The sequence below is a fragment of the Sphingomonas sp. M1-B02 genome (assembly GCF_026167525.1).
GTDB lineage: Bacteria > Pseudomonadota > Alphaproteobacteria > Sphingomonadales > Sphingomonadaceae > Sphingomonas.
The window spans coordinates 751,415-775,568 of record NZ_CP110679.1; the positions used below are offsets into that span (position 1 = coordinate 751,415).

The 24,154-nt window shown below is 67.3% G+C and carries 20 protein-coding genes; 6 read left to right on the forward strand and 14 right to left on the reverse strand.

From position 1 onward, the window contains the following. Nucleotides 1-5: 5 nt before the first annotated feature. On the reverse strand, nt 6-1,217 hold the full coding sequence (locus tag OKW87_RS03745; RefSeq protein ID WP_322740329.1) for an FAD-dependent oxidoreductase: 1,212 nt from the start codon (nt 1,215-1,217) through the stop codon (nt 6-8). 29 nt (nt 1,218-1,246) lie between these two features. Here OKW87_RS03745 and OKW87_RS03750 point away from each other — a divergent pair, with 29 nt between their 5' ends. Further along, a complete protein-coding gene (locus tag OKW87_RS03750) occupies nt 1,247-3,025 on the forward strand; it encodes a cation:proton antiporter domain-containing protein (protein ID WP_265542394.1) in 1,779 nt (592 codons plus the stop codon). Nucleotides 3,026-3,086: 61 nt separating this feature from the next. Next, nucleotides 3,087-3,599 (forward strand): hypothetical protein, encoded by a 513-nt coding sequence (locus OKW87_RS03755; protein ID WP_265542396.1) that lies wholly within the window; start codon nt 3,087-3,089, stop codon nt 3,597-3,599. A gap of 16 nt (nt 3,600-3,615) precedes the next feature. Here the strand turns inward: OKW87_RS03755 and alaS are convergent, their stop codons facing one another. Continuing rightward, nucleotides 3,616-6,273 carry an alanine--tRNA ligase gene (gene alaS, locus OKW87_RS03760; protein ID WP_265542397.1) on the reverse strand — a complete coding sequence of 886 codons (2,658 nt, stop codon included), beginning with the start codon at nt 6,271-6,273 and terminating at the stop codon, nt 3,616-3,618. 347 nt (nt 6,274-6,620) lie between these two features. Between alaS and OKW87_RS03765 the strand changes: the two genes are divergently transcribed. Beyond that, nucleotides 6,621-7,580 (forward strand): hypothetical protein, encoded by a 960-nt coding sequence (locus tag OKW87_RS03765; RefSeq protein WP_265542398.1) that lies wholly within the window; start codon nt 6,621-6,623, stop codon nt 7,578-7,580. Between the two features lie 62 nt (nt 7,581-7,642). Here OKW87_RS03765 and OKW87_RS03770 read toward each other — a convergent pair whose 3' ends face one another. Continuing rightward, on the reverse strand, nt 7,643-8,899 hold the full coding sequence (locus OKW87_RS03770; protein ID WP_265542400.1) for a M24 family metallopeptidase: 1,257 nt from the start codon (nt 8,897-8,899) through the stop codon (nt 7,643-7,645). A 128-nt stretch (nt 8,900-9,027) separates the two neighbouring features. On the opposite strand from OKW87_RS03770, the gene OKW87_RS03775 reads away from it, so the two are divergent. Further along, nucleotides 9,028-10,353: a dicarboxylate/amino acid:cation symporter gene (locus OKW87_RS03775; protein WP_265542402.1), complete on the forward strand. Its 1,326-nt coding sequence runs from the start codon at nt 9,028-9,030 to the stop codon at nt 10,351-10,353. Nucleotides 10,354-10,383: 30 nt separating this feature from the next. Here OKW87_RS03775 and OKW87_RS03780 read toward each other — a convergent pair whose 3' ends face one another. The 3 genes from OKW87_RS03780 to recA form a co-directional block, all read right to left on the reverse strand. Next, nucleotides 10,384-10,722 (reverse strand): YciI family protein, encoded by a 339-nt coding sequence (locus OKW87_RS03780; protein WP_265542404.1) that lies wholly within the window; start codon nt 10,720-10,722, stop codon nt 10,384-10,386. 18 nt (nt 10,723-10,740) lie between these two features. Beyond that, complete coding sequence (locus OKW87_RS03785) at nt 10,741-11,364, reverse strand: glutathione S-transferase family protein (RefSeq protein ID WP_265542406.1); 624 nt, start codon at nt 11,362-11,364, stop codon at nt 10,741-10,743. A gap of 202 nt (nt 11,365-11,566) precedes the next feature. After that, nucleotides 11,567-12,640, reverse strand: a complete 1,074-nt coding sequence (recA, locus tag OKW87_RS03790; RefSeq protein ID WP_322740330.1) for a recombinase RecA — start codon at nt 12,638-12,640, stop codon at nt 11,567-11,569. A 159-nt stretch (nt 12,641-12,799) separates the two neighbouring features. Between recA and OKW87_RS03795 the strand changes: the two genes are divergently transcribed. Both OKW87_RS03795 and OKW87_RS03800 read left to right on the forward strand, forming a co-directional pair. Further along, complete coding sequence (locus OKW87_RS03795) at nt 12,800-13,843, forward strand: hypothetical protein (protein WP_265542410.1); 1,044 nt, start codon at nt 12,800-12,802, stop codon at nt 13,841-13,843. A 37-nt stretch (nt 13,844-13,880) separates the two neighbouring features. Then, complete coding sequence (locus OKW87_RS03800) at nt 13,881-14,591, forward strand: MOSC domain-containing protein (RefSeq protein WP_265542412.1); 711 nt, start codon at nt 13,881-13,883, stop codon at nt 14,589-14,591. A gap of 72 nt (nt 14,592-14,663) precedes the next feature. Here the strand turns inward: OKW87_RS03800 and OKW87_RS03805 are convergent, their stop codons facing one another. The 8 genes from OKW87_RS03805 to OKW87_RS03840 all read right to left on the reverse strand — a co-directional run bounded on the left by OKW87_RS03805 (nt 14,664) and on the right by OKW87_RS03840 (nt 24,110). Further along, a complete protein-coding gene (locus tag OKW87_RS03805; protein WP_265542414.1) occupies nt 14,664-15,191 on the reverse strand; it encodes an AAA family ATPase in 528 nt (175 codons plus the stop codon). Between the two features lie 125 nt (nt 15,192-15,316). Further along, nucleotides 15,317-15,673, reverse strand: coding sequence for a response regulator (locus tag OKW87_RS03810; RefSeq protein WP_265542416.1), 357 nt, complete (start codon nt 15,671-15,673; stop codon nt 15,317-15,319). A 39-nt stretch (nt 15,674-15,712) separates the two neighbouring features. Then, nucleotides 15,713-18,103 carry a response regulator gene (locus OKW87_RS03815; RefSeq protein WP_265542418.1) on the reverse strand — a complete coding sequence of 797 codons (2,391 nt, stop codon included), beginning with the start codon at nt 18,101-18,103 and terminating at the stop codon, nt 15,713-15,715. 71 nt (nt 18,104-18,174) lie between these two features. Further along, complete coding sequence (locus OKW87_RS03820; protein WP_265542420.1) at nt 18,175-20,226, reverse strand: M13 family metallopeptidase; 2,052 nt, start codon at nt 20,224-20,226, stop codon at nt 18,175-18,177. Between the two features lie 136 nt (nt 20,227-20,362). Beyond that, nucleotides 20,363-20,911 carry a DUF2062 domain-containing protein gene (locus OKW87_RS03825; RefSeq protein WP_265542422.1) on the reverse strand — a complete coding sequence of 183 codons (549 nt, stop codon included), beginning with the start codon at nt 20,909-20,911 and terminating at the stop codon, nt 20,363-20,365. A gap of 1 nt (nt 20,912) precedes the next feature. Further along, nucleotides 20,913-21,395, reverse strand: coding sequence for an SsrA-binding protein SmpB (gene smpB / locus OKW87_RS03830; protein ID WP_265542423.1), 483 nt, complete (start codon nt 21,393-21,395; stop codon nt 20,913-20,915). 49 nt (nt 21,396-21,444) lie between these two features. Next, nucleotides 21,445-22,929, reverse strand: coding sequence for a lipopolysaccharide biosynthesis protein (locus tag OKW87_RS03835; protein WP_265542425.1), 1,485 nt, complete (start codon nt 22,927-22,929; stop codon nt 21,445-21,447). Beyond that, entirely contained in the window at nt 22,926-24,110 is a 1,185-nt protein-coding gene (locus tag OKW87_RS03840) for a GNAT family N-acetyltransferase (RefSeq protein WP_265542427.1), read from the reverse strand. Before OKW87_RS03840 ends, OKW87_RS03835 begins: the two co-directional genes overlap by 4 nt. Between the last annotated feature and the right edge of the window lie 44 nt (nt 24,111-24,154).

Below are 24,154 nucleotides of genomic sequence, written 5' to 3' on the forward strand. Positions count from 1 at the left end.
TCTGCCTAGCGGGTGGCGACGGGCGAGCGGATATGCTCGCGGCGGACGCCCAGCCCGATCATCCGAGCCGGGATGCGCTGCAGCAGCGGCACGGCATCGATCAGCCGCACCGCCAAGGGTGCGCGTACGATCTTGCCCGCCAGCGCGGCGCGCAGCACGGTGCGATGCGCGGTCCGCTGGGCGGCCTGGACCAGCCTGACGGCAAACATGCGCCGCGCCTGGACACGGTGGAGCAGCGGATCGGGATCCTCGCCCCGCGTCATGGGGCCGGCAAGGATATTGGCGGCCGCCACCGCGTCCTGGATCGCCAGATTGATGCCCACCCCGCCGACCGGGGACATTGCGTGCGCCGCGTCCCCGATGGCAAGCAATCCGGGCCGGTGCCAGCGGGTGAGCCTGTCCAGCGAGACGCTGAGCAGCTTGACCTCGTCGAGGCTGGCAAATCGCTCCATGCCCCAGCGCGCATTCGGGACCACGGCGCCGACTTCGGCGCGAAACGCATCGAGCCCGCGTGCCAGCACGCGCGAGGCGCCGCCCTTCTCGATCACCCGTCCGCATTGGAGATAGTCGCCGCGATCGATCGCGACGATCATCTCGCCGCCCGCTATATAGCCCTGGGTCTGGTTGGCGGCGGTGGGCTGCTTCGACACGCGAAACCACAGGACGTCGATCGGCGCGCCGAGATCCTGCAAGGGTAGGCCGTCGCGGAGCCGCGATCCCCTACCGTCAGCGGCGAGGACGAGATCGGCAGGGAATGCTTCGCCCGCGGCGCCGCGCACCCCAACCACGCGCCCCTCCTCCTCGATCAGTTCGGTCGCCTCGGTCTCCATCCGCAGCGTGAAATTGGGGTAAAGCCGCGCCTGCTCCGCCACGAAATCGAGGAAATGCCATTGCGGCATCAACGCGATGAACCGCGCGCGCACCGGCAAATGGCTGAAATCGGCGACGCGATAGTCGCTGCCGCCGATCACCGCGCCGACATTGTCGACCCTGTCGAACGGGCGCTCAAGGAATGAATCGAGCAGCCCCAACTCGTCGAAAAGGTCCAGGGTCGAGGGATGGACGGTATCGCCGCGAAAATCGCGCAGGAAGTCGGCATGCTTCTCCAGCACCACCGTATCGACGCCCGCTCGCGCGAACAGCAGACCCGCCATCATCCCGGCTGGTCCGCCCCCGGCAATACAGACTCGCATGCGATGCATATCAGACCATGACATTGCCGTTCCGAACCGCTTATTAGGGCGATATGCTCACCCTCACCAATAGCGGATTCAGCGATGCGCTGGTGATCCTGGGCGCCGCCGGGCTCGTGATTCCGGCGTTCGCGCGCTTCCGGATCAGCCCCGTGATCGGCTTCATTCTGGTCGGCGTGCTGGTCGGCCCGGCCGGCCTGGGCACGCTCGTGGGCCAGCAGCCCTGGCTCTATTATCTCACGATCAGCGATCCGCACTCGATCGAGCCCTTCGCCGAATTCGGCATCATCCTGCTGCTCTTCTCGATCGGGCTCGAGCTTTCGTTCAAGCGATTATGGGCGATGCGGACGCTCGTCTTCGGCGTAGGCGCCGCCGAGCTGCTGGGCGCCGGACTGATCCTGGCCGCGGCGCTCTACCTCACCGGACTCAGCACCAGCGGATCGATCGGACTCGGGCTGGCGCTGGCTTTGTCCTCCACTGCTCTGGTCGTGCCGATCGCCGGGACCACCAGCGCAGTGGGCAAGGCTGCATTCGCGATGCTGCTGTTCGAGGATCTCGCGCTGGTGCCGATCATCTTCATGCTCGGCGCACTCGCCCCCGCCGCGAACGATGCCGGGATGATGGGGCTGCTGACCACGCTGGGTGCGGGGATCGTCACCATCGCCATCCTGTTCGTCGGCGGGCGCTTCCTGCTGCCGCGGATGTTTTCGCAGGCGGCGCGCACCAAGAGCCCCGAACTGTTCCTGGCGGCGAGCCTGCTGGCAGTGATCGTCGCCAGCCTGGCGACCACCGCGGCGGGGCTCTCCCCGATCGTCGGTGCGCTGATCGCGGGGTTGCTGATCGCCGAGACCGAATATCATGGCGAAGTCGAATCGATCACCGCGCCGTTCAAGGGGCTGGCGCTTGGCGTCTTCCTGATCACCGTGGGCATGCGGCTCGACCTGAGCTTCGTCGTCGATAACTGGTCGACATTGCTGCTCGCGACCGTGGTCGTGATGTCGGTCAAGGTCGCCGTGACGATGGGGCTGCTCAAGATCGCCGGCGCGCGCACCGGCACCGCGGCCGAGACCGGCGTGCTGATGGCAAGCCCGTCGGAGACGACGCTGATCGTGCTCGGCGTCGCCGGCGCGGCGGGGTTGATTCTGCCAGCGACCGCGGCTTTCTGGACGACGGTGACGGCGATCGGGCTCACGCTGACGCCGTTGCTCGCCAAGGCCGGACAATTTGCCTCGCGGCTGATCGATCAGGGCGCGCCGGTCTCCGATCTCGCCGAGACCGACATCGGCGTCGACGGGCCCGGCACGGTCGTGATCGGCTTCGGCCGGGTCGGGCGTACCGTCGCCGACATGCTGCGCCGCCACGACCAGCCCTATATCGGCGTCGACGCCGATATCGACAATGTGAATGCCGCGCGGCGCGATGGCTATACCGTGCTGTTCGGCGACGTGGCGCGCACCGAACTGGTCGATCAGCTGAAGCTCGGCCACGCCAAGGCGCTGGTGCTGACGATGGACGATCCGGTGCTGACGGTGCGGCTCACCAAGCGCGTGCGCAGCTGGGTCCCCGATCTGCCGATCATCGCGCGCGCCCGCGATGCGGCCCACGCCGCCGAGCTGTACAAGGCCGGGGCGACCGATGCCGTCCCCGAGACGCTCGAAAGCTCGCTGCAGCTATCGGAGGCCGTGCTGGTCGATGTCGGCATGGCGGTCGGCCCGGTGATCGCATCGATCCACGAGAAGCGCGACGAGATGCGCAAGTCGATCAAGGAAGCCGCCGGCCTCCAGCGCGATCCGCGCATCCGGTTGCTGCGAAAAGGCGAAACGCCGATCTGATTCGCCTTGCCCGCGGCAAGGGCGAGACGCATGATCAGGCGACCAAATGGGAGCCTCTCGCATGTTCGAATCGCTGTTTCTCATCCTCGCCGCCAGCGGCGCCCAGGCCGCCGACCCGCTGGCGCCGGCACGCGAAGGCAAGATTCAATGCATCGCTCCCAACAAGGAGAAGAAGACCTGCATGGGGACCGCGACCTACACGGTACGGCCCGATGGCAGCTATGACAGCGTCGTCGTCGCGATGATCGCGCCCGCCCCGCTGATCACGATGGAGACGCGTTCGTCGGGCAAGGTGGAGGACGGCGCCGTGTGCGGGCTGGTTCGCAGCCAGGATTATGCCGCGTCGAAGTTCAGCGTCGACGGCAAGCCCGCCGACGCCGCGACCGCCGAGGCGATCAAGGGCCAGGTGCTGGGCGCGATCGCGTCCATGGACGGCAAGAATGGCTGCGCGCGCGACCGAGTCGACGGGGATCTAGTTGCCGTCGAGGTCACGCTGGACGGGGTGGCGCGGCCGGAGCTCAACCAGAAGATCTCCTGGGTGAAGCCCGAGGAGGGGTACAAGATCGGCCAGTAAGGCCGGAGGCGGCGGGTCAGACCGCCGCCTTCGCCTCGGCCAGCGCCTCGCGCACTGCGGCGAGCGCTTCGACGCCCTTCGTCCCGTCGGGACCGCCGCCCTGCGCCATGTCGGCACGGCCGCCACCGCCCTGCCCGCCCAGCACCGCCACCGCGCGCTTGACGAGATCGACCGCGCTCTGGCTGGCGACGAGATCGTCGGTAACGCCGACGGCGACCGACGCCCGGCCCTCGTTCACCACCACCAAAGCCACCACGCCCGAGCCGATGCGCTGCTTGGCTTCGTCCACCGCGCCACGCAGCGACTTGGGATCGATCCCCTCGATCACCTGGCCGATGAAGTTGACCCCGGCTACCTGCTCGGGCCCGGCAGGCGCGGACGCCCCGCCCCCGCCCATTGCCAGCGCCTTCTTCGCCTCGGCCAGCTCGCGCTCGAGTCGGCGGCGGTCCTCGACCAAGGCGGCGACGCGCGCCGGCACTTCGTCGGGGGAGGATTTGAGCGCCGCCGCCGCCTCGCGCAGCCGCTCGTCGCGGGCGTTGAGCCACAGCCGCGCAGCCTCGCCGGTCAACGCCTCGATGCGGCGGATGCCCGAGGAGACGGCGCTTTCGGAGATGATCTTGAAGATCGCGATGTCGCCGGTCGCCTCGACATGGGTGCCGCCGCACAGCTCGACCGAGTAAGACGCATCCGCCCCCCGGCCCATCGACAGCACGCGGACCTCGTCGCCATATTTCTCGCCGAACAGGGCCATCGCGCCCGCGGCGATCGCGTCGTCGGGAGTCATCAGCCGGGTGGTGACCGATTCATTGTGACGGATCTGCGCGTTCACATCGACCTCGATGTCGGCGATCTGCTGCCCGGTCAGCGCCGAGGGGTGCGAGAAATCGAAGCGCAGCCGATCGGCGGCGACCAGGCTGCCCTTCTGGCTGACATGCCCGCCCAGATGCGCGCGCAGCGCCGCGTGGAGCAGATGCGTCGCGCTATGGTTGGCGCGGATCGCGTCGCGGCGCTCGACATCGACCTGGAGATGGACCGTGTCGCCGACTGCAAGCTCGCCGCTTTCGATCTTGGCCTGATGCGCGTGGATGCGGCCGAGCGGCTTGGACGTGTCGTGCACGACCGCGCGCAGCTTGTCGTTGGAGAGGATGCCGGCGTCGCCCATCTGGCCGCCGCTCTCGCCGTAAAAGGGCGTCTGGTTGGTGATGACGATGACGCTCTCGCCGGCGCCGACGCGTTCGACGCGCGCTCCGTCCTTGACCAAAGCGAGCACCTGGCCTTCGCCATCGGTGCCCGAATAGCCGATGAATTCGGTGCTGCCGAGTTCGTCGGCGAGATCGTACCACAGATCGTCCGATGCCTTGTCGCCCGATCCCTTCCAGGCGGCACGGGCGGCGCGCTTCTGCTCGGCCATCGCGCTGTCGAAGCCGGCACGATCGACCGCGATCGACTGGGCGCGCAGAGCGTCCTCGGTCAGGTCATAGGGGAAGCCGAACGTGTCGTAGAGCTTGAACGCAGTCGCGCCGGGCAGCGTATCGCCGGCCATCATGCCATGCGTCGCCTCGTCGAGCAGGCGCAGGCCGTTCGAGAGCGTCTGGCGGAAACGGGTTTCCTCCTGGAGCAAGGTCGCCTCGATCAGCGGCTGGGCGCGGAGCAGCTCCGGGAAGGCCGCGCCCATCTCGGCGACGAGCGACGGCACCAGCCGGTGCATCAAGGGCTCCTTGGCGCCGAGCAAATGGGCGTGACGCATTGCGCGGCGCATGATCCGGCGCAAAACGTAGCCGCGGCCCTCATTGGCGGGCAGCACGCCGTCGGACACCAGGAAGCCCGACGCGCGGAGGTGATCGGCGATGACGCGGTGGCTCGCCTGATTGTCGCCGGTGGTGACCGAGCCGGTAAGTGCGCCCGATTGCTCGATCAGCGCCTTGAACGTGTCGGTGTCATAATTGTCGGTGACGCCCTGGAGCACCGCGGCGACTCGCTCGAGCCCCATGCCGGTGTCGATGCTCGGCTTGGGCAGATCGGCGACGATCACGTCGGCTTCCTGCAGATGCTGCATGAAGACCAGATTCCAGATCTCGACGAAGCGATCGCCGTCCTCCTCGGGCGATCCCGGCGGGCCGCCCCAGATATGATCGCCATGATCGTAGAAGATTTCCGAGCAGGGACCCGAGGGCCCGTCGGCCCCCATCGCCCAGAAATTATCCTTGGTGGCGATGCGGATGATCCGGCTTTCGGGCAGCCCGGCGATCTTCTTCCACAGGTCGAACGCCTGGTCGTCGGTATGATAGACGGTCGCGGTCAGCCGGTCGGGCGAGAGGCCCCATTCCCTGGTCAGCAGCGTCCAGGCGCGGCTGATCGCCTGTTCCTTGAAATAGTCGCCGAACGAGAAGTTGCCGAGCATTTCGAAGAAGGTGTGGTGGCGCGCGGTGTAGCCGACATTGTCGAGATCATTATGCTTGCCGCCCGCGCGGACGCATTTCTGGCTGCTGGTAGCGGTGGAATAAGGCCGCGATTCTAGACCGGTGAAGACGTTCTTGAACGGCACCATGCCCGCATTGACGAACATGAGGGTCGGATCGTTATGCGGCACCAGCGGGGCGGAAGGAACGCGCGCGTGGCCCTGCCCTTCGAAATAGTCGAGGAAGCTGCGGCGGATGTCGTTGGTCGAGGTCATGGATGCGACTTAGGGGCGCGCGGCGTCTTCCTCAAGCGAAACGGTTGAGCGGATATGGCGACCAGTTTTGCCTGGGTCCGACCTTTTCGGTCCAGGCGCCTGCGAGGCAGCGACGGGAGCGGAAGCTGCGAGCGAGATCGCTGCCGGTTCCTGGCGCTGGACAGTGGCCAAGAGGAGGACCGGTCGCGGCTGGCCGGGATCGTCCCCGAGGTTACGAAGACGATGTACCGAGCGCATCGCCCACACGACCACCCCGTGCGGGCCGCCTCCAGGATCCTAGCCATTTTGGAGACGTAGCAATCATGGTATAGTTACGGTGGCTCAACGGTCTGGGGGGAAACATGGCAATGAGACTGGTTTGCGCCGCTGTTGCGACGCTGTTGTTCTCACCGTCGATTGCGCATGCGCAGGCGGGCTGGACCGCAGTGCAGCAGCCAGGCCAGCCGACCGCGGCGCGGGTGCAAGTGCCCGGAACGTCGCTTCGCGGCGTGGCTGTCACCTGCGATCGCGGGCGGCCGTTAATGGCCGTACGTCTGGCAACGAAGGCGACGGCGCGCGCGGCGCGCGGTCGGCTGATCGTCGGCGCGGCGATCCACGAGGTCGGGCTCGCACGGATCGGCACGTCTGAAACATGGATGATCCCGATCACCGATCCCGCGCTGCTCGGCCGGATGGCGGCGGGCGGCGTCGCTTCGCTGCATGTGACCGGGATGCCGCCCGCGGGGTTTCCGCTGGCGGGCGCCGATGCCGCCTTCGCTGCCGCGCTGGCGAGCTGTTACAAGCCAAGCGCAGCAACAGCCTTGCCGTCATCCGCTCCTACCGCACGCGCGACCGGCGGGTTGGCCGCGACCGACCTCGCTGCGATCGAAACGGTGGTGCGCCGCGCCTACGCATATGAGGAAACAGGACCGTCCCTGATGACGCCGCGCGCCGATGCCATCGCGGCAGAATGCGCAGCGCTACAGACGCGCTACGATCGCAAGCTCGGCGAGAGTGAATCCTTTGGGCTCTGTTCCGAGGATGCCGGCGCGCTGTGCGGATGCCAGGACATGGACGAAGCGGTCTTGAAGCGGACGCTTCGGGTGACGGCAGCCGAAATCGCGCCGGGCCGCGCCCGTGCGATCGCGCGCTTTGCACTCTTCACCGGCGAGCCGGCGACGCGATCGGTGACATTGGAACTGGTGAAGGCGCCGACTGGCTGGAAGATCGACCGAGTCGGCAGCGAGCAGGCAACCCAGCTCGACGGAATCATCAAGATGCGAAAGGCGCTGGGCCTGGCTGCCTGGACACCGCCCATGGACCGGTAACTGCGTTTCACGCCAAGAGCGGCTTTTAGCGCCGCAATGCCCCTGTGCCGTCCCCGGCGCGCTTACCCGAACGGCGCGTCGATCGACCTGGGCGGGACGCTGAACCATTTCGGGCCGGCATCGGTCATGTGGAAACAATCCTCGAGGCGGATGCCGAACTTGCCGGGGAGATACAGGCCGGGCTCGTTGGAGAAGCACATGCCGGGGGCGAGCAAGGTCTTTTCGCCGCGGACGAGGTTGATCGGCTCGTGGCCGTCCATGCCGATGCCGTGGCCGGTGCGGTGCGAGAGGCCCGGGAGCTTGTAGTCGGGGCCGTAGCCGAGCGACGTGTAGTATCGGCGGACCGCGTCGTCGACGCTGCCCGCGGGAACGCCGAGTTTCGCGGCTTCGAAGGCGATCTGCTGGCCGTGGGCGACTTCGTCCCAGACCTTGCGCTGCTCCAGCGTCGGCTCGCCGAAGACGAAGCTGCGCGAGACATCGGACTGATAGCCCTGGACGCTGCAGCCGCAGTCCATGAGGACGACTTCGCCGGGGACGACGCGTTGCGGCTTGCGGGTGCCGTGCGGATAGGCCGCGGCCTCGCCGAGCAGGATCAGGTTCCATTCGTTCGACCCGCCGAGCTTGCGGGTGGCCGCGCTCATCAACGCGGCGATATCCTGCGGCGTCATGCCGGCGGTGATGCGGCGATGGGTCCAGCGATAGGCGGCGATCGTCACGTCGGTCGCCAGCTGCATCAAGGCGATCTCGGCGGGCGTCTTGATCATCCGGCAGCCGCGGACGACCGGGTTGGCCGAGACGATCCGGGCGCCGGGCAGCGCGCGCTGGAGGCCGTCGACGATGAAATAGCGATTGGTTTCCTCGATCCCGAGGGGCAGCTTGTCGAGCCTGCGCTCGCGCAGGAAGGCGGCGACCAGCGCGAGCGGATCCTCATCCTCCTGCCACACGCGGATCTCGGCGGGCACGCCCAAACTCTCGCGAACCGATGGCTCTTCGAAAAACGGCGTGACGATGCAGGCCTCGCCCTCTGCAGGAAGGATCGCCGCGGTCAGCCGCTCGCTGCGGCCCCAGCGGACGGCGGTGAAATAGAGTAGAGACGAGCCCGGTTCGATCAGCACCGCGCCGATGCCTGCCGCTTTCATCAGCGCCTGCGCGCGGGCGATCCGCGCCTGCCGTTCGGCGGGGCCGATCGGCTGCGCACCGGTGGTGAGGTCCTTGAGCTCGGAAACGTCCTGCTGGGCAGCGGCCAGCAGGCCGGGGGCGGTGAGCAGCGGCAGCGCGGCTCCGGCGGCGATCATCTGGCGGCGAGTGAGGGATGGCATGCAGCAGCTCCGATATGGCTTTCCCGCGATAGGGCGCGGAGGGCCGCCGGGGCAATCCCCGTCGCGCAGGGGTTGACCCGGCGGCGACAATCCCCTTCGTTGCCGGCAACGAAAGTAAAGGGATTTGCGTGGGCAAGCGTCTGACGTGGTACATCATTGCCGGGCTTCTGCTCGGTGGGCTGGTCGGCTGGGGGATGAACGTCGCCTATGACGACAATGGCGGCCCGGGCACCGAATTTCTGGCCGGCGCCAGCTATTGGTTCGACATCCCGACGCAGATGTTCCTGCACCTGATCAAGATGATCATCGCGCCGCTGGTGGTTTCCACCCTGGTCGTGGGCATCGCGCATATGGGCGGGACCGGGGCGATCGGGCGGGTGGGCATCAAGGCATTTTTCTGGTTCGTCTGCGCCAGCCTGATATCGCTGACCCTGGGGCTGATCCTGGTGAACGTGCTCCAGCCGGGCGTGGGGCTGAACCTGCCGCTCCCCGACGCGGCGGCGGCCAGCGGAGTCGACCGTACCGGCTTCGACGCGGCCAAATTCTTCACCCATATCATCCCGACCTCGGCCATCGACGCGATGGCGACCAACGACATCCTCCAGCTCGTGATCTTCTCGCTCTTCTTCGGCGTCGGCATGGCGGCGGTGGGCGAGAAGGCCAAGCCGCTGCTCGACGGACTCGAGGCGCTGGTGAGCGTGATGCTGACGGTCACCGGCTATGTCATGCTGTTCGCACCGATCGCAGTGTTCTGCGCGGTGGCGCGGACGCTGGCGACGCGGGGGCTGGGCGTGGTGGGCGACCTCGCTTACTTCATGGGGACCTTCTATATCGGGCTCGCGGTGCTGTGGTCGGTGCTGCTAGGAGCCTGCTTCCTGATCGTCGGGCGGCGGACGGGGACCCTGCTGCGCTATCTGCGCGATCCGATCCTGCTCGGCTTCTCGACCGCGTCGTCGGAAGCCGCCTATCCGCGCACGCTCGAGGCGCTCGACAAGTTCGGGGTGCCGCCGCGGATCGCCAGCTTCGTGCTGCCGCTGGGTTACTCGTTCAACCTCGACGGCTCGATGATGTACATGACCTTCGCGTCGATCTTCATCGCGCAGGCCTACGGCATCCAGCTCGACTGGGCGACGATGATCTCGATGCTGCTGATCCTGATGATCACCAGCAAGGGCATCGCCGGCGTGCCGCGCGCCAGCCTGGTGGTGATCACGGGCACGCTGGCGCATTTCCAGATCCCCGAGGCGGGCATCCTGCTGATCCTGGCGGTGGATCATTTCCTCGACATGGGCCGGACCGCGACCAACGTGATCGGCAATGCGGTCGCGGCGACGGTGGTGGCGCGCTGGGAGGGGCAGCTCGATGCGCCCGAGGATCCGGACGAGGCGATCGTGCTGCCAGTTGCCGGGCGGCCGGGAAGCGAGGACAGCTTCCAGGATTACGGCAAGAGCTGAGGGGTGCCGTCTTGCCGGCGAGCGCCCTGATCAGCTCGCCGGATGGTACATGAATTCGCGCAATTCCTGGGCGCAGCGGCAGGCGACGGCGATCTTGCGCGCCCAGGCGATCGCCTCCCCGCGTGACGGCAGTTCGAGCACGGTGAATCCGCCGGTGAGCCGGCTTCCGGGATAGGTTTCGGCGGATATCGATCCGTCGCCGGAGAGCCGGACCGGCGCGACCTGCTCGTTGATGCCGCCGCCGAAGACATAGACGCCGGCGGCCTTGGCCTCCTCGATCACGGCAAGCGACTCGGCGGCCACCCGTGGGAGTTCCGCGTCGCTGACGACCATGGCTTCGCTGGGGAAGGAGATCAGATATTTGGTCATGCGGGCAGTCCTCCCCGATCAGGCATAAGCATAGGGCCCGCCGACCTTGAGCGCCGCCTGGTAGGCGGGGCGGGCGTGGACCTTGGCGATCCAGGCGGCGAGATGCGGGCGGCCTTCGGTGGCCGCGGCGCGGGCGACGGCGGCTTCGAGGGGGAAGCTCATGATGATATCGGCGGCGGTGAAGTCCTGGCCGGCGAACCAGGGGCGCGATGCGAGCTCGGCCTCGACATAATCGAGATGGACGTCGATCATCGGCTGGAATTTCTTCTGCGCGACCTTGCCGAGCAGGGGGATGCGGCTGAGCACGAGCTTGGTGAACAAGGGCGGCATAAGCGAGCCCTCGGCATAATGGAGGAAGAAGCGGTAGCGCAGCGCATCGTCGCGGTGCGCGGGGGCGCCGAGGCGACCGTCGGCATGCTCGACCAGATAGTCGATGATCGCCCCGGTTTCCGCGACGACGCGGCCGTCATTCTCGATCACCGGCGACTTGCCCAAGGGGTGGATGCGCTTGAGTTCGGGCGGCGCGAGCATGGTCGTCTTGTTCCGCTCGTAGCGCTTCACTTCATAGGGAAGCCCGAGCTCCTCGAGCAGCCAGAGGATGCGCTGCGAGCGCGAATTTTCGAGATGGTGGACGATGATCATGGCGGCGCTCCCGGCTTAGCTTCGCACTTTTCGCGTGTTTTGACTCACAAGATTGCCCGACGAAGCAACAAAGCGAAAGACCCGGCGCAGGGCAATGCGCCGGGTCTTCCGATGGGAACGAGCGTCCCGTGACCGCTGCCAGGCACCAGCAGGTGGCGGCGCGGCCGAAGCTAGAGAGAGGTTCGAGGCCAGGCCGCGTCCCTCAGATATCGTCGTCGGGCTCGGGGCCGGCCATCAGCTCCTCGGCCACCTTGTCGGTGCGGGCGCGGATCGCGGCTTCGAGACGGGCGCAGAGCTCGGGATTTTCCTTGAGGAAAGTCTTCGAATTCTCGCGACCCTGGCCGATGCGGATGCTGTCATAGCTGAACCAGGCGCCCGATTTCTCGACGAGCCCGGCCTTCACCCCGAGATCGAGGATTTCGCCGATCTTGGAAATGCCCTCGCCATACATGATGTCGAATTCGACCTGCTTGAACGGCGGCGCGACCTTGTTCTTGACGACCTTCACCCGGGTGGTGTTGCCGATGATCTCGTCGCGATCCTTGATCTGGCCGGTGCGGCGGATGTCGAGGCGGACCGAGGCATAGAATTTGAGCGCATTGCCGCCGGTCGTGGTCTCCGGATTACCGTACATCACGCCGATCTTCATGCGCAGCTGGTTGATGAAGATCACCATGCAGCGCGACCGGCTGATCGAGCCGGTGAGTTTCCGGAGCGACTGCGACATCAGACGCGCCTGGAGGCCGACATGGCTGTCACCCATCTCGCCCTCGATTTCCGCGCGCGGCACCAAAGCCGCGACCGAATCGACCACGAGCACGTCGATCGCGTTCGAGCGGACCAGCGTGTCGACGATCTCGAGCGCCTGCTCGCCGGTATCGGGCTGCGAAACGATCAGCTCGTCGATATTGACGCCGAGCTTCTTGGCATAAACGGGGTCGAGCGCATGCTCGGCGTCGACGAAGGCAGCGGTGCCCCCTCCCCGCTGCGCCTCGGCGATGACGTGGAGCGCGAGCGTGGTCTTGCCCGAGCTTTCGGGGCCATAGACTTCGATGACGCGGCCGCGCGGCAGGCCGCCGACACCCAGGGCGATATCGAGCCCGAGCGAGCCGGTGCCGATCGTCTCGACCTGCATCGTCTCCTTCGAGCCGAGCCGCATCGCGCTACCCTTGCCGAAGGCGCGATCGATCTGGGCGAGGGCGGCTTCGAGCGCCTTTTGCTTGTCCGTGCTGGGAGCTGCCATTTTGCTGTCGATGACCTTCAAAGATGCCGCCATTTTTCGTCCCCAGTCGCTAGAAGGTTTGCACCACGCGTTCAACTCTTGATCGAGTATGTATCGCATTTGTTCTCGTGGAACAAGAGGGGAACTACGCCTGGCGGCGGATTTCCGCCTAAACCCATGGCAGCCGGCGCGCGCGCGTGCCAGAAGTTCTGCATGAGCCCTGCCCGCACCCGCGTCCTTCCGGCACTCGCATTCGCTTTTGCATGCCTCGCCGCCGCCCCTGCCACGGCGCAATCGGCCCCCAGGGAGGCCGATTGCCGCGACGATAGCGGCCAGGATCGCTGCCTGCCCGAGGCGCAGGCGCGCCAGCGCGCCGCCTATGGCGTGGCACCGATCGACCAGGTTGCGGCGGCGAAGACGGTCATGATGCGCGCCTTCTTCGTCGACGGCTATGGCAGGGATGCGGCGCTGGTCAGCTTCGTGCGTGCGCCGGCGACCGAACCGCGGGTCGACGTGCGCTTCCCGAAGGCCGATGCCGGCCCGGCCGAGCCGCCGTCGCTCACGGCGACGGTAACCGCGGCGGTCTGGGACGAGCTGGTAGCCGAGGGACGCCTGTTCGAACGCAAGCTCGCTCCCGCGCCGGCGAGCGCCATGCTCAGCATCTGCCTGCATTCCTGGGTCGTGACGGTGGAGGCAGTGGATGCGAACGGCTCGATCCGTCGCAAGACGGAGGGCGCCTGCGATGCCGGGCTGGCCGTGCCCTTTGCCTTCCGCCTCGCCAAGGCGGCGGTGGCGGCGATGCCGGCCTGCGGGCTGATTGATCCCGAGACGAGCCGCAACGACATTACCCGGCTGGGTGTCTGCACGATGCTGGGCGGCGACCGGCAGGCCGCGGCGCAGGCGCTCAATGCCTATGAGGCGACCTGGTTCGCCAATCCGCGCGGGCCCGATTTCGCGCGGGCGCTGCAATATCAGTTCCACGAACAGGTCGACTTCGCCTGGCCGGGGCTCGCGCCCGTGAAGGGCTCGCAGGCCGCGTCCGAAGTCTGGGCGCGCGAGGCGGCGACGCATCGCTTCCGGCCGCGCCGGATCTTTGGCGAGCGTGCGGATCGGGTGCGGATCGAGGGCAGTATCGACCTGACCGAGCGCGTCGACAATGCGCCGCGCCGCGAAGTGCCGGCGACCATGACGTGGACCCGCGAGAACGGCTTCGGCTTCCGCATGCGCCGGCTGGAGAGCGGGCCGCTGCCGCGATGAGCCCTCGCCTGCCCTATGCCGGTCCGGCAACCGTCGCATGAGCGATATCGTCGGCCATGTCGCCGCGCTCACGCGTTTTCCGGTCAAGTCGATGGCCGGGGAGCCGTTAGCGGTCGCCGAGATCGATTGGCAGGGGATGGAGGGCGATCGGCAATACGGTTTCTATTTCCGCGACGATGGTTCGCGCTTTCCTTGGTGCACGGCGCGGAAGTGGTCCGAAATGGTGTTGCACGTGGCGCGCTATGCCGAGGGCGGCGCGCCCAGGACAGCCGCAGTCGAGGTGGCCGCACCCGATGGGTGGCGGGGAACCGTCACCGACGCAGCGCTGCTCGAGCGGCTGTCGGCCGCAGTAGGACGGCCCATCGGGCTGATCCAGCTGGCGACGGGGACCTATGATGCGATGCCGCTGTCGGTGGTGACGACGGCGGGGCATAAGCTGGTCGAGGCGGCGCACGGGTCGGCGCTCGACCTGCGGCGGTTCCGGATGAATGTGGTGATCGAGAGCGACGTGCCCGAGATCGAATTTGCCGGCAAGCGCCTGGCGTTCGGGGAGGATGGCCCGTTGCTGGGGGTGACCGCGGCGATCCCGCGCTGTGCGATGGTGACGATCGATCCCGATAGCGGCGTGCGCTATGCTGAGGTTCTGCGGACCGTCGCCCAGCGGTTCGGCAATGGCTATGGGGTATATGCGACTGCGCTGCGCAAGGGCCTGGTGCGGATTGGGGATGCGGTTCGCGTGATGGGGTGATTGCCTTCGCTATCGCCGCCTGCACGGGGATGGCGGCCCGGGGTTGCCGAAGCTCGGCTCAGGGCCACACGGTCAGTCTTTCAGCAGTCGGGCGATGGCGTCGGCGGCATCGCGCGGCGCGGTGGCGGAGGTATCGATCACGAGGTTCGGTCTGGGCATCATCGCTTCGGCGCGCTTCATCGACGGGCGCAGCTCGCGCAGCAGGTCCAATGATCGAAGCTTGCCGAACTCGGCGCGGGCAGCGGTGCCGATGCGCGACTCCTGCTCGGCGTCGGTTACCGTCAGCGCGATATAGGTCACCTCGCCCCCCGCGGCCTCGACCAGATCGGACGTCCGGCGCGGAAAATCCTCGGCCACGCTGGCTTCGGAGGCGAAGGTGAAGATGAGCGATCGGCCCGAGCGCGCAGCTGCCGTGAACATATCCATCCAGAACTTCTCTCGCAGCCGAATGAACTCTTCCGATCCGAAGGGGAAAACCGCGCCAACGGCGTCCACCACGAGATGATTGTGGAACAGCGCTATTCCGGTCCTCTCGGAGAGGATTCGGCCGATCGTGAGCTTTCCGGACGCCGGCGGCCCATGGATGAAGATAAGGCGCATCGGCGCGAACCTATCGGAACCGACGCCGGATCGCCACCGGACGCGGGGCTTGTTGGCCGACGGGTCCGCCCGACATTTTGCGAGGGGATGCTCGCCCGCATCGGGCCGGTCGACGGCTTACCGGTTTACCCGTCGAGCCCGTTGAGCGCCTTTTCCACGCCGTCCATCGTGAAGGGCTTGGACAGGACCGGGCGGCCGCGGTGGTTTTCGGCGATGGTGTCGCCCGAGCCGCCCGTGGCAAGGACGAAGGGGATGTTCAGCTCGGCGAGGCGATCGGCGATCGGCCAGCTTTGCTCGCCGGCGCGCAGGTTCACGTCGAGGATCGCGGCATGGACGTCGCCCGCGTCGATCAGCTCGAGCGCGGCGGCGACATTGTCGGCGCTACCGGCGACCTTGCGATCGAGCGCGTCGAGGAAATCCTCGAGCATCATCGCGATCAGGGGTTCGTCTTCGACGATGAGGATGTTGCGGAGGGCGGGCATGCGCTGCCCTTTGCAAGGAATTTACGCGCCCGCCAAGAGTTATTTCGGTGCGAGAACGTCATGCGCGGCTTCGGCAAGCTGTTGAACCGAAAAGGGTTTGGGCAGGAAGGCGACATTGGGGAGATCGATCGACTTGCGGAGCTGCTCCTCGGCATAGCCCGACATGAAGAGGATCGGCAGCTTGGGGAAGCGCTTGCGGATGTGGCGCGCCATCGTCGGGCCATCCATCAGCGGCATCACCACGTCGGACACGAGCAGATCGGGCGGGTCCATGTTCTTGAGCATCTCAAGCGCGACTTCGCCATTCTCGGCGGTGACGACGGTATAGCCCTGGCGGGTAAGCGCGCGCTCGGCGACGGCGCGGACCATATCCTCGTCCTCGACCAGCAGGATCGTGCCGCTGCCCCACAGGTCCGCCGGCTTGGCTTTTCCGACGGGGGCCTTGGCGACGGTCGCCTCGGCCGCGGCGTGGACCGGCAGGTAGATGGTGAATTGCGCGCCGCCGCCGGGGACATTGTCGGCGAAGATGAAGCCGCCCGATTGCTTGATGATGCCATAGACGGTGGAGAGGCCGAGCCCGGTCCCCTTCCCCACATCCTTGGTGGTGAAGAAGGGCTCCCAGATCTTGCCGAGAATGTCGGGCGGGATGCCGCTGCCATTGTCGGAGACGCGCAGCGCGGTGTAGTCGCCCACCGGAAGCACGTCGTCGCCCATCTGGCGGACCTGGCTGGCGGAGACGCCGAGCGTCTCGATCGTCAGGACGGCGCCGCCACCCGCGCGGTTTGCCAGCATGGCGTCACGGGCGTTGACCGCTAGGTTGACCACGACCTGTTCGAGCTGGCCCGGATCGGCGCGGACGGGGCCGAGATTGCGGCCATGCTTGACCTCGAGCCGGACGGTCTCGCCGAGCAGGCGCTTGAGCAGGTTCGATACTTCGGAAATGACGTCGGGGAGCTGGAGGACCTGCGGGCGCAGCGTCTGCTGCCGCGAGAAGGCCAGGAGCTGACGGGTTAGGCTGGCGGCGCGGTTCGAGTTGGCGCGGATCTGCTGGATGTCGTCATAGTCGCCGTCGCCGGGCGAGTGGCGCATCAGCATGAGGTCGCAATGGCCGATGATGGCGGTCAGGATATTGTTGAAATCGTGGGCGACGCCGCCGGCGAGCTGGCCGACCGCCTGCATCTTCGTGGCCTGGGCGACCTGGCGCTTGAGCTTGCCCTCCTCGCCCGAATCGCGAAGGCTGATGAGGACCGCGGCCTCGCCGAGCCCGCGCGCGCCGGCGATCGCGATCGCGACGGGCTCCTCGGGGGCGTCGGTGAAGCGGACGGTCATCTCCGCCGACTGGCCGGCGCCGCCGGCGAAGCGGCGGACCGCGTCGGCGAGTGCGCCCTTGTCTTCGCGCACGACGAGGTCGATCGGGTATAACGGCGGCGCGGCGGGATTGATCCGGGTGGCGCGCACGAAGGCGTCGTTCATGTGGACGAAGCGACCGTCGCGATCGACCAGTGCCATGCCCGAGGGAAGCAAGGCGATCAGCGAGCGGACATGCGCGGTGGCGCTGGCGCCGATCGCGGGGGTCGGCAGGTTGCTCGGCTCTTCGTCGAGCAAGGCGACGAGCAAGGGCGCGTCCTCGCCATCGAGGAAGGGGATCTGGAGGACGCGCAGGGGCGTGCCGTCGAGCCCCTCGCGCTCGAAGCGGACCAAGCCGGCGCTGTCGGTGATCAGGAAGCGGGCGAAGTCGCGGCCTTCGATCGCCAAATCGGGGCCACCCATCGCGCGGGTGGTGAAGACGCGGTTGGCCGAGCGGATACGTCCGTCGGGATTGACCAAAGCGGTCATGATCCCCGAGCCGCCGAGGCGATCGCCGGTGTGCCCCGCAATCAGCGTCTCGACCTGCGCGGCGAGATCGAGTGCCTGGACGCCGATGAAGCGCCAGACCAGCGATTCCTGGCCGACGCGGGTGACGCGGGCGGAGACGGGGGCGCCGAACACCTGGATGCCGTCGCACCGCCCTTCTCCGTCGCGCCATGCCGTGCGCGCGGCGGTGCCGAGCGCGGTGGCGGAGGAATCGCTGATCGGCAGGTTGGGCGGAGTCGGCCAGCCGGCGAACAGCGCCTCGAAGCGGGCATTGGCGCAGACCATTCGCCCGGCGCGATCGGTGACCGCGAGCGCATCGTCCGACGCGGCGGCGAGTGTGTGCGCGACGGACCAGTCGGTGGGGGCGTCCTCGGGCGCCTCGCTGCGCAGCATGCGGCCCGCGGCGTAGAGCGTGCCGGCGACGAGGATGCCCGCGCCGGCGAAGCCGATCGCCACCGCGCGCTCGTCGAGCGTGAGCAGGACGAGCGCAGCCGCGACGAAGCCGGCGGCGATCGCGGCGACCAACGGCAGCCTGTGCGTGCGCGCCGAGGTTGGGATGTTGGGCAGGGTCGCCATGCGAATAGCGATGTTCGGTAGTTGGGCGGGGGTCAAGCAAATCCCCTCTCCCAATGGGAGAGGGAGTTTGGTCACCAGATCCTTACGCGCTGCGCCGGCGCGAGAAACAGCTTTGAATCCGGCGCGGGCGCGAAGGCGGAATACCAGGGGTCGAGGTTGCGGACGACGGCGGCGCGCTGTTCGCTGGGGCTGTGCGGATCGGTCAGCAGGCGCTGGCGCAGGTTCGCCTCGCGATAGTTGCGGCGCCAGACCTGGGCCCAGCCGAGATAGAAGCGCTGATCGCCCGAAGTGCCGTCGATCACCGGCGCGGGCTGGCCGTTGAGCGACTTCCTGTAGGCGTCGTAGGCGACCGTCAGGCCGGCGAGATCGGCGGTATTCTCGCCGAGGGTCAGCGCGCCTTTCACCTTCATGCCGGGCAGCGCTTCATATTGGTCATATTGCGCGACCAGCGCGTCGGTGCGCTGCTTGAAGGCGGCGACGTCGGCGGGGGTCCACCAGTCGGTCAGGCGGCCTTCCTTGTTATACTTCGCGCCCTGATCGTCGAAATGGTGGCTGAGCTCGTGGCCGATCACGGCGCCGATGCCGCCATAATTGACCGCGTCGTCGGCCTTCGGATCGAAGAAGGGCGGCTGGAGGATCGCGGCGGGGAAGACGATCTCGACCATGCCGAAATTGGCATAGGCGTTCACCGTCATCGGAGTCATCCCCCACTCCCAGCGCTGCAGCGGCTTGCCGAGATGCGCGATATTGTCCTGATAGGACCATTGGTTGGCGCGCAGATTGTTGCCGAAGGCGTCGCCGGCGACGATCTTGAGGCTCGAATAATCCTTCCAGCGATCGGGATAGCCGATCTTGGGCACGAAGGCGGCGAGCTTCTCATGCGCCTTGGCCTTGGTCTCGGGCGCCATCCAGTCGAGCTGGTCGATCCGCTCGCCGAATGCGGCGATGACGTTCTTCACCAGCGCGTCGGCCGCGGCCTTGGTCTCGGGCGGAAAATATTTGGCGACGTAGAGCTTGCTGACGTCGTCGCTCAGCACGCCGGTCGTGAAATCGACGCCGCGCTTCCAGCGGGCTTCCTGCTCGGGCGTGCCCGAGAGGACCGTGCCCGAGAATGCGAAATACTCCTTGTCGAACGCGCTCGGCAACACGTCCGAGAAGGAATCCAGGCTGCGGACCATCAGCTGATCGGTCAGCACCCCGATCGGCGTCGCGGCGATGAGCTTCGCGGTGCCCGTGATCGCGCTGGGCTGCGCGACGATGACGCTGTCGACCGGAGTGCCGGCCGCGGCAAAAGCGGCCTTGAAGTCATAGCCGGGGGCGCTCTTCGCCAGCGCCGCGACGGTCATCTTGTTATAGGTCTTGGTCGAATCGCGGCTGTCGACGCGGGTCCAGTGGACCTTGGCCAGCTCGGTCTCGAAGGCCAGGATCGCCGCGGCGCGGGCGGCGGCGTTGGGCTCGCCGGCCAGCGTCAGGACGTTGGTCAGATGCTTGAGATAGGCGGCCTTGGTCTCGACCAGCTTGGCGTCGGTCGAGAGATAATAATCGCGATCGGGCATGCCGAGCCCCGATTGGGCGATCGACAGCGCATAGACTTCGGGCTCCTTGTCGTCCTGGCCGACATAGCCGCCGATCGGCGAGCGGACGCCGTTGCGCGCGGCCTGGGCGTAGAGCGCCGGCAGGCCCGCCTTCGACTTCACCGCCTTGATCTGGTTGAGCCAGGGCTGGATCGGGGCGAGGCCCTTGGCGTCGATCGCCGCGGTATCGAGATAGGTGGAATAGGTTATGCCGATCTTCGAAGTGGGATCGGCCTGGGCCTGCTTGAGGATTTCCTGCGTGCGCTCCTGCGAAAGATCGGAGAGCAGGTTGAACGAGCCGAAATTGGATTTGTCGGCAGGTATCGGCGTGGTCTTGGCCCAGGTGCCGTTGGCATAATCGTAGAAATCGTCGCCCGGGCGGACCGAGCTGTCCATGCCGGCGGTATCGAAGCCATAGGTACCGAAGGTGGGTTTGTCTGGGGCCCCGGTCTGCGGCGCAGGCGCGGCGGGGGCAGGCGCGGGTGTCGTCTGGGCCAGAGCGGCGAGCGGCGTGGCGAGAATGGTGGTGGCAAGAAGCAGGATACGCATGAACTATTCCTCAGGGGAAGTGATGCGCCGTATTAGGCCGTTGATACGGTGGGTCAATGTGTTGGGGAGGCTCGACAAACCTGATCGTCACCCCCCGAAAGCGGGGGTGACGGCATGGGGACGCTCCGACGATCGGTCAGCCCGCCGCCCGCATCGCCCGATCGCGGCTGCGCTTGTGCCATTTGTGCGCGATCCACAGGCGCCAGGCGAGCGCGCTGGCGAAATAGCCGATCAAAGCTAGGATGATCGTGACGGTGACGAGGCCGGTGACCAAAGTCGGCGCGGCGTCGTTGAGCAGCCATTCGCCCCAGCCCTGCCGGACGGTGGCCGATTGCGGCCCCGCGCCATGTTCGCCGACGAACTGCGATCCCAGCCAGTAAGCGAAGATCCACAAAGGCGGCGTGGTGATCGGATTGGTGAAGAAGGTGGTCGCCGCCGCCGCGGGGATATTGGCGCGGAACGGCAGCGCCAGCACCGCCGAGGCGGGGATCTGGCCCATCGGCACGAGGATGCCGGTCACCATGCCGAGCGCCACGCCGCGCGGGACCGAGCGGCGGGTGAAGCGCCACAGCGACGAATGCATCATCCGCCGCGCAAAGGGCTTGAGCCAGCGATTGCCCTCGATCGATTCGCGGCTCGGCGTCGCCTTGTCGATCCAGCGGCGGAGGCGCGTCGGCTGGGTCAAATCAGCCCCGATCGCGAAGGAGGCGTCCCTGCTCGCGCTTCCAGTCCTGCTCCTTGGTCGACTCGCGCTTGTCATGCGTCTTCTTGCCCTTTGCGAGCGCGATCTCGATCTTCGCACGCCCGCGCGCGTTGAAATATACCGAAAGCGGGACGAGCGTCATGCCCTGGCGGGCCACCGCGCCATGGAGCTTGTTTATCTCGCGCTCATGAAGGAGCAATTTACGGGGACGCTTGGGCTCGTGATTTTCGCGATTGCCGTGGCTATATTCGGGGATGTTCGAATTGATCAGCCAGACGCCGCTGTCGTTGACCTCGGCATAGCTCTCCGCGATCGAGCCTTCGCCACCGCGCAGCGCCTTCACTTCGGTGCCGGTGAGGGCGATTCCGGCCTCGTAGGTCGTGTCGATGAAATAATCGTACCGCGCGCGCCTATTCTCGGCGACGGTCTTCACTTTATCGAATTTGAGCGGAACAGGACGGGCCATTGGACCCGCGATGTAGGAGCGCGGCGGTCGAAACGCTAGCGGCGTTTGCTCAGGCCGGCGCGGCGGTGCGGATCAGCGACCAGGCGTCGTTCACTACCGAGCGGGCAAAGAGGAAGAGCAAGGCGGCATAAGAGGCGGCCCCTGCCCCGATCAGGAGGACCAGCCGCTCGGCCGGGGGCAGGGTCGGAAGCATCCCGTCGACGGCGATCACGATTCCCGCCATCGCCAGCGAGGCCAGCACCCCGGGGGCAACGGCCAGCACGACGTCGCGCGCTCTCACCCCGATCGCGGGCAACGACTGCATCGCGGTGAAGGCGAGCACCAACGCCATGCCGCCGAGCCAGCCCCAGGCCAGCCCCGCGATTCCGTAATGGACGCCGATCAGGAACGCGGCCGGCAACACCACCCCGCCCGCCATCGACGCGCGCAGCGAGATGCCCGGCTTGCCGAGCGCATTCGTGGCGGGGGCGAACAATATCTGCAGCGTCAGCAGCGGCATCGCCAGCGCGAGGATGGGCACGATCGCGGCGGTCTCGAGCCATTTCTCGCCGAGCATCGTCGCGACCAAAGGCCCGGCGGTCACCGCAAGCCCCATATAGGCCGGCATCGCCACCAGCATGATCAGCCGCACCGTCTTGAGGAATGCGCCCTGCATCACGTCGCTCTGGCCCTGGACGCGAGAATAGGCTGCGAAGGCGACTTCGTTGAGCGGGGGCACGAATTTGGAGGCGATGATCTGGGTGAGGAACAGCGCCGTGGTGTAGATGCCGAGCGAGTGCGGATCGACGACGCGGCCGGCGATCAGCACGTCGGCCTGGCTCTGGAGGAACCAGAAGAACTGCGCGAGCATCATCGCCGCGCCATAGCCGAACAGGCCGCCCGAGCCGCGGAAGCGGAAGCTGGGCCACATCAGCGACCGCGCCGCCCAGGTCATGCCGATCGCCTCGACATAGAAGATCGCCATCGGCGCCGCGACGAGCGTCCATACGCCGAAGCCGGCGAGCGCGCAGCCGAGCGCGGTTCCCGCCCCCGCCAGCGCGGACAGCAGCCGCACCTGCGCGGGGCGCTTGAAGTCCATCCGGCGACTGAGGATCGCATGGGCGAGCGCGATGAAGGGCGTGGCGATATAGAGCAGAGCCTGGACCCGGAGCAGCGCGGCGACAGCATCCTGGCGATAATAAGCCGCAATCCACGGGGCGGCGGCGAACTGCGCCAGGCCGAGGCCGAGATTGAGCAGAAGCAGCATGCCGAACACCTGCCGCAGCTCAAGCCGCGAGACCTGCTCGGCGCGGATCAGCGCGCTTGCGATGCCATAGCCGTTCATCAGGTTGAGGAAGACCAGCACCACCTGGGTCATCGCGAACAGGCCGTAATCGGCCGGATCAAGCAAGCGGATGACCATGAAGGTCGCGCCCCAGGCGACCGCCTGCGCGACGATCTGGCTGCCCGAGCGCCAGATCACCGCCTGGCGCACGCGGGCGAGCAGCGCGCCGGGCCGCTCGGGCTCGCCGGGCTGGAGGGCCTCGTGCTTCATTCGGAAAGCGCCAGCGCGGCGGCGGTGATCGCGCCCGCGGCGAGCCACGGCTCGATCCGCGTGAGCAAGGCTGCATGGCCGAGATCGGTCGCGGGCAGGAAGGCGTCGCGCCCGATCGCCGATTCCTCGCCCCATTTGAGCCGCAGCAGCTTCGCCGCGGAGCGGCTGCGCACGATCAGCAGATCGAGAATTTCCGACCCCTGGACCGCGCCCATGTCCTGCTTGTAGCCGCTGTCGCCGGCGCCGAGATCGACGGTGGTGATGCCCCTGCCCCGCGCCCATTCGAGCTGGCGCCAGGTGACGATCCGCCCCGGTCGCCCGGCGGCGAAGCGATCGTCATAGCTGCTGGCGATACTATATTGGACGGCGCCGTCCTGGAGATCGAAGGAGAAGGCGGCGGGGGTGTCGCCGACGAACAGGATCGTCGCCGAGAGCGCCTGCGCGAGCACCGGATCGCGGACCTTTTCGCGCCAGCGGCGGCGCTGGTCTTCGTTGAGGAACTTGGCGCCGCTGCCGTCGGTGGTCTTGCCGACCCAGCTGTTCGCCTCGATCGCCGCCAGCGCCGCGAGCGCGGCTTCGTCCCAGCCTGGGCCGGTGACGTGGCGGTAGCTGACCGGCCCCGATTGCGCGAGCTGCTTCTCGTAGCCCGCGAGCCGGCGCCGGGTCGAACGGCGGGGCCAGCCGCCCTCCTCGCCGCTCGCCGCCAGATCGAAGAGGAAGGTCTTGCTGATGCTGCGGCTGAGCACGGTCCAGCCGGCGCGGGCGACCGCGCGCTTGAGCAGGACCGTTGCCGGATCGTCCTTGTAGACGGGGCCGACGCGCCACAGAGGGGCCAGTGCGGATCGGGTGAGCGGATGCTTGAACGTCTCGGCAAGTTCGGCCGCGGTTGCACTGCGATCGATCAGGATCGAGCGGAACGGCCAATAGCAGCCCGGGACCGCGCGTGCCCCGAGCAAGGAAGGACCGATCGATACCGTGGGGATCGCCGCCACCGCGCTGCCGTCGACCCGCCGCGCGATCAGGGTCGTGCCGTCGGTGCCGTCGCCGGCATACCAGGCCGAGCGCAGGAAGGCGCGCGGGCCGAGCGCGCGATCGGCTAGACCGTCGAGCAGCGCGGGGAACCCGTGCCGCATCTCGACGCTCACGCAATCCGCCTGCATCTCGAATTTCCCGTGCATCATGCGCGTCCGCAAGCTCCTTACGAACCCGCGGATAGACTCAAAAA